Origin of the sequence: Jatrophihabitans sp. (assembly GCA_036399055.1) — a bacterium.
Taxonomy (GTDB): domain Bacteria; phylum Actinomycetota; class Actinomycetes; order Mycobacteriales; family Jatrophihabitantaceae; genus Jatrophihabitans_A.
In genome coordinates this window covers 1-17,332 of the sequence record DASWNX010000013.1, presented here as the reverse complement: position 1 = coordinate 17,332, position 17,332 = coordinate 1, and the positions used below count along the sequence as shown (strand labels likewise).

Annotated in this window: 17 protein-coding genes; 3 read left to right on the top strand and 14 right to left on the bottom strand. The window is 71.0% G+C overall.

The features are described from left to right. Positions 1-56 precede the first annotated feature (56 nt). The 11 genes from VGB75_03950 to VGB75_03900 form a co-directional block, all read right to left on the bottom strand. Entirely contained in the window at positions 57-956 is a 900-nt protein-coding gene (locus VGB75_03950) for a carbon-nitrogen hydrolase family protein (protein HEY0166176.1), read from the bottom strand. Next, positions 956-1,663: a carbon monoxide dehydrogenase subunit G gene (locus VGB75_03945; protein HEY0166175.1), complete on the bottom strand. Its 708-nt coding sequence runs from the start codon at positions 1,661-1,663 to the stop codon at positions 956-958. The genes VGB75_03950 and VGB75_03945 overlap by 1 nt, the downstream gene beginning before the upstream one ends. Then, positions 1,660-4,062 carry an aerobic carbon-monoxide dehydrogenase large subunit gene (gene cutA, locus VGB75_03940; GenBank protein HEY0166174.1) on the bottom strand — a complete coding sequence of 801 codons (2,403 nt, stop codon included), beginning with the start codon at positions 4,060-4,062 and terminating at the stop codon, positions 1,660-1,662. The genes VGB75_03945 and cutA overlap by 4 nt, the downstream gene beginning before the upstream one ends. Continuing rightward, entirely contained in the window at positions 4,059-4,691 is a 633-nt protein-coding gene (locus VGB75_03935; GenBank protein ID HEY0166173.1) for a (2Fe-2S)-binding protein, read from the bottom strand. The genes cutA and VGB75_03935 overlap by 4 nt, the downstream gene beginning before the upstream one ends. Next, positions 4,688-5,572: an FAD binding domain-containing protein gene (locus VGB75_03930; protein HEY0166172.1), complete on the bottom strand. Its 885-nt coding sequence runs from the start codon at positions 5,570-5,572 to the stop codon at positions 4,688-4,690. Before VGB75_03930 ends, VGB75_03935 begins: the two co-directional genes overlap by 4 nt. 6 nt (positions 5,573-5,578) lie before the next feature. Beyond that, a complete protein-coding gene (locus tag VGB75_03925) occupies positions 5,579-6,994 on the bottom strand; it encodes a solute carrier family 23 protein (GenBank protein HEY0166171.1) in 1,416 nt (471 codons plus the stop codon). A 253-nt stretch (positions 6,995-7,247) separates the two neighbouring features. Continuing rightward, positions 7,248-7,424 carry a hypothetical protein gene (locus VGB75_03920; GenBank protein ID HEY0166170.1) on the bottom strand — a complete coding sequence of 59 codons (177 nt, stop codon included), beginning with the start codon at positions 7,422-7,424 and terminating at the stop codon, positions 7,248-7,250. Positions 7,425-7,564: 140 nt separating this feature from the next. Beyond that, the gene (gene speB, locus VGB75_03915; GenBank protein HEY0166169.1) at positions 7,565-8,683 is read right to left on the bottom strand and encodes an agmatinase; all 1,119 of its coding nucleotides are present in this window, start codon (positions 8,681-8,683) and stop codon (positions 7,565-7,567) included. Positions 8,684-8,818: 135 nt separating this feature from the next. After that, complete coding sequence (locus VGB75_03910; GenBank protein ID HEY0166168.1) at positions 8,819-9,418, bottom strand: TIGR00725 family protein; 600 nt, start codon at positions 9,416-9,418, stop codon at positions 8,819-8,821. A 10-nt stretch (positions 9,419-9,428) separates the two neighbouring features. Beyond that, positions 9,429-9,917: an SRPBCC family protein gene (locus VGB75_03905; GenBank protein ID HEY0166167.1), complete on the bottom strand. Its 489-nt coding sequence runs from the start codon at positions 9,915-9,917 to the stop codon at positions 9,429-9,431. Continuing rightward, positions 9,898-10,281, bottom strand: coding sequence for a metalloregulator ArsR/SmtB family transcription factor (locus VGB75_03900; protein HEY0166166.1), 384 nt, complete (start codon positions 10,279-10,281; stop codon positions 9,898-9,900). The genes VGB75_03905 and VGB75_03900 overlap by 20 nt, the downstream gene beginning before the upstream one ends. A gap of 186 nt (positions 10,282-10,467) precedes the next feature. Here VGB75_03900 and VGB75_03895 point away from each other — a divergent pair, with 186 nt between their 5' ends. Then, a complete protein-coding gene (locus tag VGB75_03895; GenBank protein ID HEY0166165.1) occupies positions 10,468-11,337 on the top strand; it encodes a hypothetical protein in 870 nt (289 codons plus the stop codon). Between the two features lie 104 nt (positions 11,338-11,441). Here the strand turns inward: VGB75_03895 and VGB75_03890 are convergent, their stop codons facing one another. Continuing rightward, entirely contained in the window at positions 11,442-13,133 is a 1,692-nt protein-coding gene (locus VGB75_03890; GenBank protein HEY0166164.1) for a PucR family transcriptional regulator ligand-binding domain-containing protein, read from the bottom strand. 150 nt (positions 13,134-13,283) lie between these two features. Here VGB75_03890 and VGB75_03885 point away from each other — a divergent pair, with 150 nt between their 5' ends. Continuing rightward, on the top strand, positions 13,284-14,756 hold the full coding sequence (locus VGB75_03885) for a hypothetical protein (GenBank protein HEY0166163.1): 1,473 nt from the start codon (positions 13,284-13,286) through the stop codon (positions 14,754-14,756). Continuing rightward, entirely contained in the window at positions 14,753-16,165 is a 1,413-nt protein-coding gene (locus VGB75_03880) for a DUF1116 domain-containing protein (protein ID HEY0166162.1), read from the top strand. The genes VGB75_03885 and VGB75_03880 overlap by 4 nt, the downstream gene beginning before the upstream one ends. Here VGB75_03880 and VGB75_03875 read toward each other — a convergent pair. Together VGB75_03875 and ribH are read right to left on the bottom strand one after the other, a co-directional pair. Further along, a complete protein-coding gene (locus VGB75_03875) occupies positions 16,144-16,761 on the bottom strand; it encodes a nucleotidyltransferase family protein (GenBank protein HEY0166161.1) in 618 nt (205 codons plus the stop codon). The two genes, VGB75_03880 and VGB75_03875, sit on opposite strands and share 22 nt — an antisense overlap. A 4-nt stretch (positions 16,762-16,765) precedes the next feature. Further along, positions 16,766-17,242, bottom strand: a complete 477-nt coding sequence (gene ribH, locus VGB75_03870; protein HEY0166160.1) for a 6,7-dimethyl-8-ribityllumazine synthase — start codon at positions 17,240-17,242, stop codon at positions 16,766-16,768. Between the last annotated feature and the right edge of the window lie 90 nt (positions 17,243-17,332).

Below are 17,332 nucleotides of genomic sequence, written 5' to 3'. Positions count from 1 at the left end.
AGCGAGCGCCGCCCCCCCGCCAGGACAGCCGGCGGCGGGGGCGGCCTCGCGCGAGCTCAGCCGAGCTTGAACGACGTCCGAGCCTCGCTCATCAGCAGCTCGGCGTTCTTGCGGATCAGCGCCAGGTTGCGGTCGGCCAGGTGATCGAAGGACTGGGGCACCGACGAGCCCGGGGTCAGTGAGCGCATCGCGGTGTCGGGATCAAGCCTGGCCGAGACCCAGCACTCGTGCGACGAGGCGCGGGCGATCACCTCGGCGATCGGTGTGACGATCATCGAGTTGCCGAAGTAGATCACCCCGCCAGGATCGACGCCGGTGGCGTTCGAGCCGACGACGTAGACGTGGTTGTCATAGGCCCGGGCCCGGTTGGTCAGCTCCCAGATGTCAGCCGAACGCAGCAGCGCCGAGGGCCGGCAGATCAGCTCGGCCCCGGCCAGCGCGGTGATCCGGGACAGCTCCGGGTAGTCGCCGTCGAAACAGATGATCACCCCGATCCGGCCCAGCGAGGTGTCGACCACCAGGACGTCCTCACCAGGGGTCACCCAGCCGCCCCGGTCGGCCCGCTCGCCGCCGAACGGATGGGTCTTTCGGTAGACGCCCAGCAGCTCACCGGCCGAGTCCAGCACGACCGCCGCGTTGTAGACCACGCCGCGCTCGGGACCGCGCTCGTAGGTGCCCAGCACCAGGTGGACGCCCAGCTCGGCAGCCAGGTCGGCGAACGGCTGCAGCACCGGGCCCGGCAGCTCGCTGACCAGATCCCACAGCGCAGCGGTGTCGATTCCGGGGGTGAAGCCGGTGGTGACCGACTCGGGCAACACGATCAGCTCCGCGCCGGTGGCGCCATGGCATTGCCTGGTCAGCTCGATCGCACGAGCGGTGTTGGCAGCCATGCTGGCGGCGGTCAGCGGGCCTGGACTGGGCGCCAGTTGGACGGCGGCGGCTACGAATTCACGCATCAGCCCATTCTCCTCGGAATTCGGCTGTTCTGCGAGGCGCGCGCCGTGCGGGCGCCCACCAGCACGCCGAGCAGGGCGGTGACCGCCCCGAACAGCGCGCCGGCGAAGAACGATTCGGTGACCGGCTTGGAACCCGCGCCGGCCGCGGTGAAGACCGCCGGGCCGGGCTGACCGGCGGCCAGGACGGGCGCCTGACCGGCGGCCAGGACAGGCACCCGCTGGCCAGGAACCTGCCGGCCCGCGGCTGGGCCGGCCGGCCGGGCGCCGGTCAGCACGTCATCCACCCCGCTGAAGAACTCACCGGCCAGCTTCTTGGCCACCCCGATCAGCATTCGCTGCCCGACGCCGCCGATCACCCCGCCGATAACGGCGTCGGCGTCATAACAGAGCCGGGTTCCCTCACCGGCGTCACCTGCTTCGGCCAGGCTCACCCGGACGTCGGCGCTGACCGTGCCGGGAGAGCCGGCGCCGGATGCCTTCATCAGGAAGGTGTGCGGCTCGGGCAGGTCGGTCAGCGACACGGTGCCGGCGTAGCTGCCCTTGATCGAGGCGACTCCCGCGGTGACCGTCATGTCATAGCTGTCCGGGCCGGTGGCGACCAGCCGCTCGCAGCCCGGGATGGTCGCCACCAGGACCGCCGGATCGCGCAGCGCCGCCCACACCCGGTCCACCGGCGCGTGCAGCACCGCCTCGCCTGTCAGCTTCATGGCCGGTCCCCTCTCTGCTGGCCGGCGGCGCGGCGCGCCGACCGGAGTTCGAACAGCTCGCTGGGTGAGATCGGCATCGCGGTGATCTCGAAGCCCTCGGCGTCGGAGATGGCCGCGGCGAACACCGCCGCGCCGGGAATCACCCCTGCCTCGCCGGCGCCCTTGATGCCCAGCGGGTTCAACGGCGACGGAGTCTGCAGGTGGTCGATCTCGATCTCGTCGGGCATCTCGGAGGCGTAGGGCATCAAGAAGTCCATGAACGAGGCGTTCTGCAGCTGCCCGGTCTCGTCATAGGCCATCCGCTCGTAGAGCGCGCCGCCGATGCCCTGGGCGACACCGCCGTGCACCTGGCCGGCCACGATCATCGGGTTGATCAGGGTGCCGCAGTCGTGCACGACGCAGTAGCGCAGGATCTTGATCTCAGCGGTGTCGGGGTCGGTCTCCACGATCACCGCGTGCATGCCGTTGGCGAAGGTGGAGCGCAGCGGCGAGTAGTAGTCGCGGCCTTCGATCCCCGGCTCGTCGTCCTCGGCGACCGGCGCCAGCTCCGGATGGCCCACCGCGAACTGGGTCGCCGCCTTGGACGCCTCGTCGAAGGCGTAGCGCAGCGGATTGGACAGCACCGCGACGGTGCCCAGCGAGATCTCCGCGCCGGGGCTGCCCTTGACCCGCACCTTTCCCTCGACGATCTCCAGGTCCCCGGCCTCGGCCTCCAACGCCTCGGCCGCCACCTTGAGGATCTTGGCGCGGGCCGCGCGGGCTGCCAGCGCGATCGCCGACCCGCTCATCACCGCCGCGCGGGAGGCGAATGTGCCGACGGCGTAAGGAAAACGCCGGGTGTCGCCGGTGACCACCTCGATGTCAGACATCGGCACCCCGAGCTCGTCGGCGACGATCTGGGCGAACGCGGTCTGGTGGCCCTGGCCTTGGGAGGTCAAGCCGGTGGCGACCTTCACCTTGCCGGTGGTCTCGACCTGGACGTGACCGCCCTCGTAGGGGCCGACCCCGGTTCCTTCGACGTAGCAGGCCAGCCCGATACCGACCTGGCGTCCCTCGGCCCGCGCGTTGGCCTGGTAGGCAGACCACTCGTCCCAGCCGACGAGCTTCTTCAGCTTCTCCAGCGAGGCCGGGAAGTCACCGGAGTCATAGATCAACGGCCGGCCGTCCTGAAAGGTCAGGCCGTGGTCATAGGGCATCTCCTCGGGCTGGATGAAGTTGCGCGCACGCACCTCGGCCCGGTCCAGGCCCAGCTCGGCCGCGATCGCGTCCATCGTCCGCTCCATCGCGAAGACGCCCTGCGGCCGGCCGGCGCCGCGGTAGGGCGTGACGATCACGGTGTTGGTGTAGAGGGACTCGAACTCGACCCGGTAGGCGCCGGGCTTGTACGGCCCGAGCAGCTGGGTCGAGGTGATGATGGGCACGATCAAGCCGTACGGGATGTAGGCGCCGTGGTCATGCCAGAACCGCACCGACAACCCCAGCAGCCGGCCCTCGGAGTCGAAGCCGACCTCGATCCGCTGCTGCTGGGCGCGCTCGTGCGCCGATGAGATGAAATGCTCGCGGCGGTCCTCGGTGAACTTCACCGGACGGCCCAGCGCCCGGGCCGCCATCGGCACCAGGACCTCTTCGGGCCACGGGTGCATGATCTTGACGCCGAAGCCGCCGCCGACGTCCGGGGTGATCACCTCCACGCTGCCCAGGTCCAGGCCCAGCTTCACCGCGACGACGGCCCGGACCCCGGTCGAGGTCTGGGTGGAGGTCCACATCCGCAGCCGCTGCGCGTCGGTGTCCCAGCGGGCCAGCACACCCCGGCCCTCCAGCGGCGTGCTGGCCGAACGCTCGATGTCCAGCTCCAGCTCCAGCCGGTGCGGGGCGGCGGCGATCGCGGCGGCGGCGTCGCCGACCTCCTGGACGAAGTGGGCGGCCACGTTGCCGGGCACGTCCGGGTGCACCAGCTGCTCGGCGGCGCGGGCCGCGGCGATCCCCACCACCGGCGGCAGCGCCTGGTAGGTCACCACGATGCGCTCGACGGCGTCCTCGGCCAGGTAGCGGTTCTCGGCGACCACCATCGCCACCGCCTCGCCGACGTAGTTGACCTCGTCGCGGGCCAGCGGGTACTGGGTGCGCCCGTGGGTCAGCGCCGGATGCGGGATCAACAGCGGCAGCGGATCGGCCAGCGGGCCGGTCAGGTCCTCATAGGTGTAGATCGCCAGCAGGCCCGGGACCTCCAACGCGCCGGTCACGTCGATGTCGAGGATCCGCGCGTGGGCGTGCGGCGAGCGCAGCAGCGCCACCTCGACCGCGTCGGCGCCCAGGTCGTCGAGGTAACGCCCGCCCCCGAGCAGCAACCGGCGGTCCTCGACCCGCTGGACCGGCTCGCCCACCATCCGCGTGGTCATCGCTGCTCACCGGCCTGCCGGGTGAGCTCGGCGGCTCGCAGCACCGCCGCCACGATGTTCTGGTAGCCGGTGCACCGGCACAGGTTGCCGCTGATCAGCTCGCGGGCCTGCTGCGGCGTCGGGTCCGGGTTGTCGGCCAGGCCGGCGGTGATGGTGGTGAGGAAACCGGGCGTGCAGAACCCGCACTGCAGGCCGTGGCAGTCGGCGAAGCCCTGCTGGACCGGTGACAGCTCGCCGTCGGGACCGGCCAGTCCTTCGACGGTGGTGATCTGCTCGCCGTCCACGCTGACTGCCAGCAGCAGGCAGGACCGCATCGGCACGCCGCCGACCAGCACCGTGCAGGCGCCGCACACCCCGTGCTCGCACCCGACGTGGGTGCCGGTCAGACCCAGGTCATGGCGCAGGCAGTCCGACAGCAGCCGGCGGGCCGGCACCTCCGCGCGCCGCTCGACGCCGTTGACGGTCAGGGCGATCTGGTGCTGAGTCTCAAGATTGGTCTCAAGATGAGCCTCGGGGTGGGTCTCGAAGTCAGCCTCGGGGTGGGTCTCAAAGTGAGCCTCGGGGTGGGTCTCGAAGTGAGCCTCGGGGTGGGTCTCGGAGTGGGTCTCGGAGTGGGCAGCCTTTCTCACGCGGCGACCCCGGCGAGGTTCGCAGCCGCCCGGCGCGCGGCCAGGCTCAGGGCCCGTCCGGTCAGGACGCCGACCAGCTGCCGGCGGTACTGCGCGCTGGCGTGGATGTCAGGCTCGGGGTCCACCGCGGCGCGGGCGAAAGCGGCCGCAGCCGACAGGTCGGCGTCGTGCCCGCGGCCGGCGACCGCCTCGCTCAGGTCGAGCACCAGCGGCGTGGCCGAGACCGAGAGGTAGCCGGCCCGGGCGGAGGTGATCCGCAGATCCTCATCGAGCTGCACCATCACGGCGACGCCGCACACCGCGTAGTCGCCGTGCCGGCGGGAGACCTCGGTGAACGCGCTACCCGAGCCCGCCGGCAGCACCGGAAAGGTGGCCTCGATCGCCAGCTCGTCCGGCCGGACGGCCGATTCCAGCGGCCCGATGAAGAACTGCGCCGCCGGCACGCTGCGTCGGCCGGTGGCCGAGGCCAGGGTCACCGACCCGTTGAGCAGGCACAGCACGGCAGGCAGCTCAGCCGAGGGGTCGGCGTGCACCAGGCTGCCGACGGAGGTCCCCCGGTTGCGGATGCTCGGGTGGGCGACCACCTCGAGCGCCTCGGCCAGCAGCGGCTGGCGGTCCCTGGCGGCGGCGTCGCGCAACACCGCGGTGTGCCGTGCCAGGGCTCCGACCCGGACACCGTCCGGGCCGGAGCGTATGTAGGCCAGCTCGGCCAGTCGATTCACGTCGACCAACCGGGCGGGCGCGATCAGCCGCATCGACAGCAGCGGCAGCAGGCTCTGGCCGCCAGCGAGCACTTTGGCGTCCGGGCCGGACTCGGCGAGCAGGCCCAACGCCTCGTCGAGGGACTCCGGACGGCTGTAGTCGAACGCTGACGGCTTCACCGTGTCCTAGAACCTCCGCTTGACTCGCTCTGATGACTCAGTCGCTTCGGTCACCGGAAGGGCGCCGAACCTGGGTCCCAGGATATGCACCAAGTGGTAGCCGATCAGCACAATCAACGTGCCGGCCGCGATTCCGGTGATGGAGAAGGTGTCGCTGAACTTGATGTTCAGATTGCCGATACCGGCGATGATGCCAGCGGCCAGCGGGACCAGGTTGATCGGGTTGCCGAAGTCGACGCGGTTCTCGACCCAGATCTTGGCGCCGAGCAGGCCGATCATGCCGTAGAGCACCAGCGTGATGCCCCCGAGCACCCCGCCCGGGGTGGCTGCCACCACGGCCCCGAACTTGGGGCAGAACCCGAACAGGATCGCCACCACCGCGGCGATGTAGTAGGCCAGCGTCGAGTAGATCCGGGTCGCGGCCATCACCCCGATGTTCTCGGCGTAGGTGGTGGTGGGCGAGCCGCCGACGAAGGAGGCCACCGCCGTGCCCACGCCGTCGCCGATGAAGGCCCGGCCGAGGTAGGGGTCCAGGTCATCGCCGGTCATCTCCGAGACAGCCTTGACGTGCCCGGCGTTCTCGGCCAGCAACGCGATCACCGACGGGATCACCAGCAGGATGAAGGTGATGTTGAAGCCGGGCAGGTGCGGGCCGGTCAGCTCTCCGAAGGTGGGGCTGACGATGTCCTGGGGCAGGCCGATCCAGTCGGCGCTGCGCACCCCGCTCCAGTCGATCCGGTGGCCGGTCGCGGTGCAGCCGGCGAGGACGGTCTTGGAGCAGACCGGCACGTCGTTGACCCGGTCGGCGATCCAGCTGATGAGGTAGCCGAAGATCAGCGCCAGGAAGATCGCGATCCGGCTGATGAAGCCGCGCATCAGCACCGAGGTGACCAGCACGAACGCCGCGGTGAGCAGGCCGATCCACTGCCCCGACGGGAAGTAGGTGCTGGTGGCGACACCGGCCAGGTTGAAGCCGATCAGCATCACCACGGCGCCGGTCACCGCAGGCGGCAGCACCGCCCGGACGTAACGGCTGCCGCCGAAGTGCACCAGCACGCCGATCGCGGCCAGCATCAGCCCGGCGATCAGGATCGCCCCGGTGACCTGGGCCGAGTCCCCGCCCTGCTGCCGGATCGCCGCGACCGCGGCCACGAACGACGCCGAGGTGCCCAGGTAGGAGGGCACCTTGCCCTTGACGATCAGCAGGAAGAGGATCGTGGCGACGCCGGACATCATCACCGCGAGGTTCGGGTTCAGCCCCATGATCGCCGGGAAGACGAAGGTGGCGCCGAACATCGCCACCACGTGCTGGGCGCCCAGGCCGCCCATCCGCAGCCAGGACAATCGCTCACCCGGGCGCACCACCGCGCCCGGCGGCGGGGTCTTGCCGTCGTAGACCGTCTTCCATCCGAACGCAGACATCTGGCCTCCCAGGCGCTTCGTCGGCCGCGCGGCATTACCGCACGGCGCCCCGTTACACGGTGCAGTGTTGAGCCAAAGGCCGGGCAGGCGGCTGTGACACGCCGCAGCACGGCGGCGGCAGCGCGCGGCGGCTGGGGCGGCAGAGCCCAGTTGCCTGCCGGGGCGACGTATGCGAGGTATGCGGCCTCGATGTCGAGGCGTTATGGCGCGAGTGACTCGGCTGACTCGGCGCCAGGAGCAGCGCCGCGATGGGCTACGGCCGGGTCGGGCTCTTCGCGCTGGCGTCCTCAGCCGGCTGCTGACGCGCCGACGTCGACTTTCGCGCCGGGTACTCGTGCCGGAACTGCGGATGGTCGTTGTTGCAGTGATCGTCGAGTTCGGTCTTCCAGGTGAACCGCAGCTCGCACTTGGGACATTGATGGACTGTCATGACGACTCCCCCCGGCCGGCGTCTGGACCCCGTCTCAGCCGTGCCGTTGGATTCAACGGTAGGCCGGTGCGGCGGTGAAAACCATGCCTGGCCGGCAGCTGTCACCCCCGCGTGACCAGCCTTCGCCCGGTGGCCCCCGCTCAGCCGAGGGCGAGCACCGAGAGCAGCTCGAAGCCGACATGGGCCGCCGCGATGCCGGTGATCTCGGCGTGGTCATAGGCCGGTGACACCTCGACGATGTCGGCGGAGACGATGTTGGCGCCCATCAGGCCGCGCAGCACGGCGAGCAGCTCGCGGGAGCTCATCCCGCCGGCTTCGGGCGTTCCGGTGCCGGGCGCGTGGGCCGGGTCCAGCACGTCGATGTCGATCGAGACATAGACCGGCCGGTCCCCCAGCCGGGCGCGCATCCGCTCGATCACGCCGGCCACGCCAAGGGTCTCCAGCTCCACGCAGTGAATGGTGGCGAAACCCAGGTCGAAGGAGTCGGTCAGGTCGGCGGGGTCATACAGCGGCCCGCGGATGCCGATGTGCAGGCAGTGCTCGCGGTCCAGCAAACCCTCCTCCGACGCCCGGCGAAACGGCGTGCCGTGCGTGTAGGGCTCGCCGAAATAGGTGTCCCAGGTGTCCAGATGCGCGTCGAAGTGCAGCACCGCGATCTCGCCGTGCAACGCGTGCATCGCCCGCAGCACCGGCAGGGCGATCGTGTGGTCACCACCCAGCACGAGCAGCTTGCCGCTCTGGCTGAGCTGGCGGGCGCCGGCCTCGATCTGGCCGATGGCCTGGCCGATGTCGAACGGGTTGACGACCAGGTCGCCGGCGTCGACGACCTGCTGGACGCCGAACGGCGCCACCTCCAGCGCCGGGTTGTACGGGCGCAGCAGCCGTGAGCTCTGCCTGATGTGCGCCGGGCCGAACCGCGCGCCCGGGCGGTAGCTCACGCCGCTGTCGAAGGGAATCCCTAGGACGGCGACGTCGAATCGCGGCACGTCCTCGATGCGGGGCAGCCGCGCAAAGGTCGGCAGCCCGGCGTACCTGGGGATCACCGCGCCGTCGAGCGGGCCGACCGGCGCAGAGCTGACTTCAGCAGCGTCGGCGGCTGAGGGGCTCGCGCCGCTGGCTGAGGGGCTCGCGCCGGCGGCTGAGGGGCTCGCGCCGGCGGCTGAGGGGCTCGCGCCGCTGGCTGAGGGGCTCGCGCCGGCGGCTGAGGGGCTCGCGCCGGCGGCGCGGTCATCCTCAGCAGCGGGAACGTCAGTGGCCATTGACCCAGTATCGCCCCGGCCACGGCTCAGCCCTCGCCAGGTCAGCGTCATGCTCTCAGGTGGTCGGGCGTCAGCGTCATGCTCTCAGGTGGTCATGGCCACCTGAGAGCATGACGCACCGGAAGCAAGACGGGCTCAGCCATCGCCGGCTTGGCCGAGCACCATGGTGACCGCCTCGGCGGCAGTCCGGGCCACCCGGAACCCGGGAACCGGCTGGCCGGACTCGTCCAGCACCGCCCAGCCGGCCAACACCGCCAGCGGGCGTTGGCGTTTGAGCGCATAGCCGATCTCGATCAGCGTCCCCGGATTGCAGCCCACCGCGATCACGGCGTCGGCGCTGGTGACCAGCGCCCCGTCCCTGGCCTCGGCCAGGCCGGTGGCCAGCGTGTAGTCCAGGAACGGGTTGCCCTCCTGCCGGTCGGTTCCCGGCAGCAGGCCGATCGAACGTCCCGGCGGCGACGCCTCACGCGCGCCACGGGCCGCCGCCTCCATCACCCCGGTGAGCCCGCCGCAGAGCAGGACGGCGTGCCGGCCGGCGAGCTCGGCCCCGACCTCGTAGGCCAGCTGGTAGAGCCTTGCGTCGGCCGTCCGCGGCCCGATCACCGCGACGTAGCGGTCCTGCTCACGCGGCGCCGAGCCAGCCGGTACGGAGCCAGCCGGTAGGGAGCCAGCCGGTGCGGAGCCGGCCGGCGCGGAGCCGGCCGGTGCGGCGGTCCCCTCGTCCGCGGCGCTCATGGCGTGCGGTTCACCTCAGCGACGCCGCGACTTGCTCGAGCAGCCTCAGCGCGTCCTGCATGCCGGGTTCCATGCCGGAGTCGAGGTGGGCGTCCCGGGACTCCTTGCTGGCGTGCTCGACCAGGATAGTGAGCGTGGCGCGTCCCCCCTGCTCGGTCAGGGTGAGGGTGTTCAGCGCCTCGTGCTCGGGCATCTGCTCATAGACCTCGGTCCACACCAGCCGCTCGTTCTCCACGATCTCGCGGTACTCCCCGCTGAAGGCGAACTCGAACCCGGCGTGGGTGACCGACACGTAGCGCCAGCGGCCGCCGACCCGGAGGTCGACCTCGACTTCGGTGACCTCGCCCCGCTCGGCGCCCCACCAGCGCTTGATGAGCTCTGGCGTCGTCCAGGCCCGGTAGACCAGGGCCCTGGGGGCGTTGAACTCCCGGGTGATCAGGATCTGGGTGTCGCTCGGCAGCGTCATCACGGCGGCGCCGCTACTGGTTCCTGCTGTCATCTCCGTGCTCCTCCTCAGTGATGTCCTGCTGTTCTTCGAGTTCCTTGAGCTCCCGCACCACGGCGTCGAGGCGGTCCAGCCGCTCAGACCACAACCGCTCGTAGCCGCTGACCCAGTCGTGTACGGGTTTGAGCGACCGGGCATTGAGCCGGTACACCCGCTGGCGGCCGTCCTCACGCACGTCGACCAAGCCGACCTCGCGCAGCACCCGAAGGTGCTTGGACACCAGTGGCTGAGCCAGGCCCAGCAGCGTGACGAGGTCGTTGACGCCGCGCTCACCGTCGGCGAGCACGTCTAGGATCTCGCGGCGGCGCGCTTCGGCTATCGCGTTGAACGCGTCCGCCGTCGTCGCCGCTCTCGCCATGCCGAAATCATATTCCTATATGGGAATATGTCAAGATGCCTTCAAACCTTCCGCAGGTTCACCCCCAAGTATCGGCTCGGGATCCCACCCCTCGATACGATCTCCCCTGCCCGCAACGAACGGTGTCCACCCTCTCCATCACTGAGCATCCCTGCAACCCGCAGAGCGTGATGCGAAACTGTGCGGATGGAGCTGTACGCAGAGCGACTACGGCTGGCGGCCCAGGCGGATGCCGAGGCGCGTGGTGAGTCGCTGTGGACCGCTGAGATACCACCCGAGGCCCTGGTCAAGCTCAAGCGAGCGTGGAAGAACGCTTGCGTAGACGTGATACCCACCAACCAATACGGCACCTCCGCGAACACATTGATAGCGGAAGCCCTAGAAGTGTCGCTCGGTCTAGAGAGCAATGGTCTCGACGATGCGGGCTCGCGCCTGCGCTTCGCCAACAGCACGCCTGAAGTCCTCTCAGTGCTTGAAGCGATGGACATGGCGTTTGACGAAGAGGGGTTGCTCGAAGGCGACAGCGCTCAGCAGTTCTTCCGCAGCGAGGTTAACCGCATCTTCGAGGCTCACCGAGTGGCATTCCGCCTGGTCGAAGGACAGATTATTCCAGTCGAATCTTTTGAGATGAACGCTGCCGTTGTGTTCCCCGCGCTGTACTTGCTACACGGCCATGCAGAATTCGCCAGCGGCGAGAAGGCCTACATGAAGGCCCTCCAAGAAATTCGCGTAGGCGACGCCGGTGACGCCATTACGGACGCAGCAACGGCCCTACAAGAGACGCTGGAAGCGTTAGGCTGTGAGGGCCGCACCCTGGGTCCGTTGATTGCGAGCGCAAAACGTCGCGGACTGTTCAGCGCCCGCGACAGCCGACTGACTGATGCAATCGCGGCATTCGCCCAATGGGCGGCGGCTGAGCGGAACGAAGGCGAAGCACATCACTACACCGAGTCGGACCTTTCCGACGCATGGTTGATGGTCCACGTTGTGGGCGCGCTTATCGTCCGCTTAGCCCAAGCCTCGAATAGGGCAGTTCCAACGCCGTTTACTGAGTGACTCGACGTCCCCGTCGTTGGCCGCGCGGCAGCGGCGACACGCCGTATGGACCCTGCTCAGCGGCCACTGATCCGAGGTAGAACGAAGCCTGATGATGCAACGCCTCAGATGCCCCGCATCTGCACGACCTGCAGCGCCAGCGCGACGTCTAGCCGCAGATGCGGGTCGGTGGTGAACGGCCCCACGATCCGTTCCAGCTTGCTGATCCGGTACCGCAGCGTGTTGTAGTGAAAGTGCAGCAGCCGGGCCGTCTCAGCCACGTTGAGGTTGGTGTCGAGCAACGTCTGCAGGGTCATCCGCAGATCGGCCGCGTCGGCGGCGTCTGAGGCCAGCACGCCGAGCACCTCAGTGGCGAAGGACTTCAACTCAGCGGTGTCGGGCACCAGCGACAGCAACCGGTGCACGCCTAGGGAGTCGAAATGCGACACGCTGCCGTGACCGTGCACCCGCCGCCCGACCGAGACCGCCTTGCGGGCCTGGGCGTAACCGGTGGCGATCTCAGACGGCTCGAGCACCCGGCGCGACACCCCGGCGCTGAAGGACTGCCGGCCCCCGCCACGGTCCCCGGACACCGCGGCGATCAGCTCGGCCACCATCCGAGCCTGCTCGCCGGAGCGCGCCGGAAGCAGCGCGACGACCTCGTGGCTGAAGCCCACCACCGGCACGGTCTTGTCACGAGCCCGCAGCACCTGCTGCCAGGCCGAGACGAAGCGCTCGTGCTGGGACCGCTGCACCACCGCCGACCCGGCCGGCGCCGCCCCCGGCTTGCTGGGTTCGGCCGCGTCCAACTCCGCCACCAGCACCACCATCGGGCGGTCGATGTCCCAGCCCAGTGAGCGGCAGTGCTGCACGACCGGCTCGTCCACCGCGACCTGGCCGGTCAGCACGTCGCGCAGGTAGTCGCCCCGGAACTTTCCCTCGACCGCCGAGACTGCCAGCTCCTTGGTGATGGTCAGCGCCGCCACGATCGCCACCCGCTCCAGCGCTTGCACGGTCCCCGGCGGCAGCGGCTGCTGCCGGTAGGCCACGATCCGGCCATGATCGAGGCCGCCGGCCACGATCGAGGTCATCGCGGCCTGCCCGCCGTACTCGTCCTCCTCCGCCGCCAGCAGCCCGATGCGCAGCCGCTCCACCAGCAACCGGCCGCTGCTGTCCCACAGCCCGGCCGCCTCGACCGCCTGACGATGCCCAGCGCCGCCCTCGTCGGCCTGCACCCGGCCGTCCGGTGTGGTGATCAGCAGCGCGCAGTCCAGCAGCTGGGACACCTCGTCGGCGATCTGGGGCAGTCCGCCGCCGTTGAGCACGATGCTGGAGATGGCCGCGTGCAGCGCGTCGGACTGGGTCAGCACCTGGCTCTGCCGCTCCAGCAACAGCTCGTAGACCTCGGTGAGCACCTCGTCGAAGACCACGCCGTCGCCCAGCCGCAGCACCGGAAAGCCGAGCTCGTCCGCCAGCTCGATCACCTGCGCGGGCAGCTGCGCCGCGCCCAACTCGACCGCGATACCCGACAGCTGCCGGGCGTTGAGATCCTCGATCAGCCGCAGCAGCTGCCTGCGCTGACCGGCGGCTGCGTCGGTCGCCAAGCCGCCGGCTGCGTCGGTCGCCAAGCCGGCTGCCGCGGCCGAGGCCGGGTCCAGGGCGAAAGCCGTGCTGAGCAGCAGCTGGTGGGCCTTGACCCCCGGCAGGATGTCGGGCACTTCCAGCACGCCGACCCCTCGCACCACCCGATTCAGGCCCGACCCACCCGCCAGCACCGTGGCGCCGGCCAGCCTCGGCGCCTCCAGCAGCTCCGCCACGCTGAGCCCGTCCGTGCCGTCTGCTGGCAGATTGCGTAGGTTGTGAGCTTGATGGTTGGCAACTGTAACCATCGGCAGAAGGTAGCTCACTGATTACGTTCCAGCCAGGGCCGCATGCAGTGGGCACCCGACACCGGCTGGAGGCCGCGCATGAGTTCGGAACAGGTACTGCTGCGCCGGGGGCTCTACGCCGACTCGGTGACCCTGCTGCAGGTCAGCCGCCAGGTGGGCCAGGCCGCCGGGGTTCAGGCCGCCCTGGTCGGCATGGCCACCGAGCTCAACCTCGAGATGTTGGCCGGGATGGGGTTTGAGCCGCCCGCCAGCCAGTCCCCGAACGAGCTGTTCATCGCCGTCCGGGCCGGCGACCAGCAGGCCGTCGAGGACGCCGCGCAGCTGGCCGAGCGGCTGCTCAGCGCACCCAGCCGGTCCACCGGCGCTGCCGCCGCCGAGCAGCCGCCGCGCACCATCGGCTCGGCCGCGGCCTCCACCGGCGCCGGGCTGGCGCTCATCTCGGTGCCTGGCCAGCACGCCTTCACCGAGGCGATGGACGCCCTGGAAGCCGGCTGTGACGTGCTGGTGTTCTCCGACAATGTCAGCCTCGCCCAGGAGATCCAGCTCAAGGACGCCGCGGCCGAGCGAGGGCTGCTGGTGATGGGGCCCGACTGCGGCACCGCGGTCATCGGCGGCCTGGGCCTGGGGTTCTCCCACACCCTTGAGCGTGGCCCGGTCGGGCTGGTCGCGGCCTCGGGAACCGGAGCGCAGCAGGTGCTGTGCCTGCTGGACGCGGCCGGGGTCGGGGTCAGCGCCGCGCTCGGGGTCGGCGGGCGGGACCTGTCCGCCGAGGTCGCCGGGCGCTCTACCCTGGCCGCGCTGCGAATGCTGGACGCCGACCCGGGCACCGAGCTGATCCTGGTGGTGTCCAAGCCTCCGGCGGCCTCGGTGGCCGAGCGGGTCCGGCAGGTCGCCGACGGCTTGGCCACCCCGGTCCGGTTCGCGCTGCTGGGGCCCGGCCAGCCCGACCTGACCCAGGCGACCGAGACCGTCCTGGCCGAGCTGGGCGCCCCGGCGCCGACCTGGCCGTCGTGGGTGGCGCAGCCTCCCGGGAGCGGCCAAGCCCGGTCCGGCGCCCTGCGCGGGCTGTTCTGCGGCGGCACCCTGTGCGACGAGGCGATGCTGATCGCCAGCGCCGAACTGGGCGAGGTGCGTTCGAACATCCCGCTGCGCCCGGACTGGGCGCTGGATGCCACCTTGCGCTGGCCCGGGCATCTGATGATCGACTTCGGCGACGACGCGCTCACCCAGGGCCGGGCGCACCCGATGATCGACCCGTCGCTACGCGACCGCCGCCTGGCCGAGCTGCTGGAGGACCCCGACACCGCGGTGGTGCTGCTCGACGTCGTGCTCGGGCATGGCAGCCACCCTGATCCGGTGGCCGAATTGCTGCCGCTGCTGGCCGGCACGACGACGCCAGTGGTGGTGAGCCTGATCGGCGCCCGCCGCGACCCCCAGTCGCTGGAGGCCTCGGCGCGACGGTTGCACCAGGCCGGAGCGTCGGTGTTCACCTCGAACGCCGCCGCCACCCGGCACGCACTCAGCCTGATCGCCACTGGAGGCCGGCCATGAGCACCGACACCCACCGGTTCACCGGCTCCGCGCCGCAGGTCGTCGCCGCTGGAGTCGGCCTGTTCGCCGACTCGGTGGCCGCCCAGGGCGGCGGAGTCAGCCAGGTCGACTGGCGGCCGCCGATGCCAGGCACCGAGGCCGATCTGGCGCGGGTGATGGCCGATCCTCGCCGCCGGCCGGCCAACGCCGAGGCGCTGAGCCGGATCTTCGCCACCGAGGCCCACCTGGTGGACGTGCTGCCCGCCGGCGCCACGCTGGGCCTGGCCGACCGGGACTTCCTGCACGCCGGCCCGCCGATCGAGTGGTCGCGCGCGTCCGGCCCGCTGCGCGGGGCGCTGATGGGCGCCGCCGCGCTGGAAGGGGTCGTCGAGCGCCCGGAGGACGCCGAGGAGCTGTTCGCCTCCGGCGCGGGGCACTCCCTGGACCCGTGCCACCATCACTCGGCGGTCGGCCCGATGGCAGGCGTGGTGTCGGCCTCGATGTGGGTGTTCGTGGTCGAGGACCCGGCCACCGGCCGGCGGACGTACTGCACCCTCAACGAGGGCCTGGGCAAGGTGCTTCGCTACGGCGCCTACTCACCGGAGGTGCTGACCCGGCTGCGCTGGATGTCGCGGGTGCTTGCCCCGCTGCTGCAGACCGCGGTGCGCCGGCACGGCCCGGTCGACCTCAAGGCGATCCTGGCCCAGATGCTGCAGATGGGCGATGAGGCCCACAACCGCAACCGGGCCGGCACCCTGATGCTGCTGCGCGAGTTGCTGCCCGAGCTGATCGACTCCGGGGCGCCGTCGGCCGACGTCGCCGAGGCGGTCCGGTTCATGGCCGGCAACGACCACTTCTTCCTCAACCTCGCGATGCCTGCCTGCAAGCTGACGCTGGACGCCGCCCGCGACATCCCCGGCTCGACGGTGGTGGTGGCGATGGCGCGCAACGGGACCGACTTCGGCATCCAGGTCTCCGGCGCAGGCGACCAGTGGTTCACCGGGCCCGCCCAGCTGGCCGACGGGTTGTTCCTGGGCAGCTTCGGCCCAGCCGACGCCAACCCCGACATCGGCGACTCGGCTATCACCGAGACGGCCGGCCTCGGCGGTTTCTCGATGGCGGCCGCCCCGGCGATCGTCCGGTTCGTCGGCGGCGAGGTGTCCGACGCGCTGGCGGCGTCGCGGCGGATGTATGAGATCACCGTCGGCGAGCATCCGATGTACTCGATCCCGGTGCTGGACTTCCGTGGCTCGCCGACCGGGATCGACGTCACCAAGGTGGTGCGGACCGAGATCCTGCCTCAGATCAACACCGGCATGGCCGGTCGGCTGGCCGGGGTCGGGCAGGTCGGCGCCGGCCTGGTCACCCCGCCGGCCGAGATCTTTCCCAAGGCGCTGGCCCGGCTGGCTCAGCTGGCGCCGCCGGCCTGACCCGTCGACGGCTGCGCGGCCAGCGCGCGGCGCAGGTCATCGGCGGTGTCGATGTCATCGAGCGGATCGGGGTAATCGAGGAAGCTGGTGTCGGCAATCCGCCGGGCGAAGAAGTCCCGGCCGCCCTGGTCGCCCACCGCGGCGGCGGCGAGCTCGGGGTACCAGCGGCGGCTCACCAGAACCGGGTGGGAACGCTGACCGGCCCGGCGGACCGCGACGATCGAGGCGCCTGCCCGGTGTCGCTCGATCACCGCCGCCACCTCCGCCGGACGCACGCCCACCAGGTCCACCAGCAGCACCACGCAGGCGTGGGACTGCTGATCGCAGACCAGCTCTGCCAGCGCGCACCGCAGCGACGAGCCCATCCCCCGGTCCGGATCGGGGTTGACGACCGTCCGGGCGCCGGCGGCGCCGGCCTGCTCGGGACGCAACACCGCCAGCACCTCGGCGCAGCCGCCGGCGAGCAGCGTGGAGACCGCTCGCTCGACCAGCCGTTGCCCGCCGAGCTCGACATCGGCCTTGGGACGGCCGAGCCGGCGCCCCGCCCCGGCGGCGAGCACGACGCCGGTGACCGCTGGCAGCGTCTCGGCCGTCATGACCTCAGCGGCGCGGGTAGCCGGCCAGCGCGACCGCCGTGGCCAGCGCGGCCTGGGCCGCCTCGTAGCCCTTGTCCTCCTTGGAGCCCGGCAGCCCGGCCCGGTCCAGGGCCTGCTCGTCGTTCTCGCAGGTGAGCAGCCCGAAACCGATCGGGACGCCGGAGCCGACCGACACCTGGGTCAGCCCGTCGGTGGCGGCGCCGCAGACGTACTCGAAGTGCGGCGTGCCGCCCCGGATGACCACGCCCAGGGCGACGACGGCGTCGTGCCGCTCGGCCAGCGCCTGGACGACGACCGGCAGCTCCACGGCGCCCGGGGCGCGGACGACCGTCGGGTCGGCGACGCCGCTGGCCTTCGCGGCCTCGACGGCGCGGGCCAGCAGCTGGTCGGTGATCTCCGCGTGCCAGGTGGTGGCGACGATGCCCAGCCGCAGCCCGGCGGCGTCGACCGGCTCGACGACCGGCGCTCCCGAACCACTCACAACCGCTGCTCCCTCTGCCCGAGGGGCACGTCGGTGCCCGGCACGGTGGCCGGGGTGTCGGCCGGACCGGCCTCGGTCTCGGGCTCGATG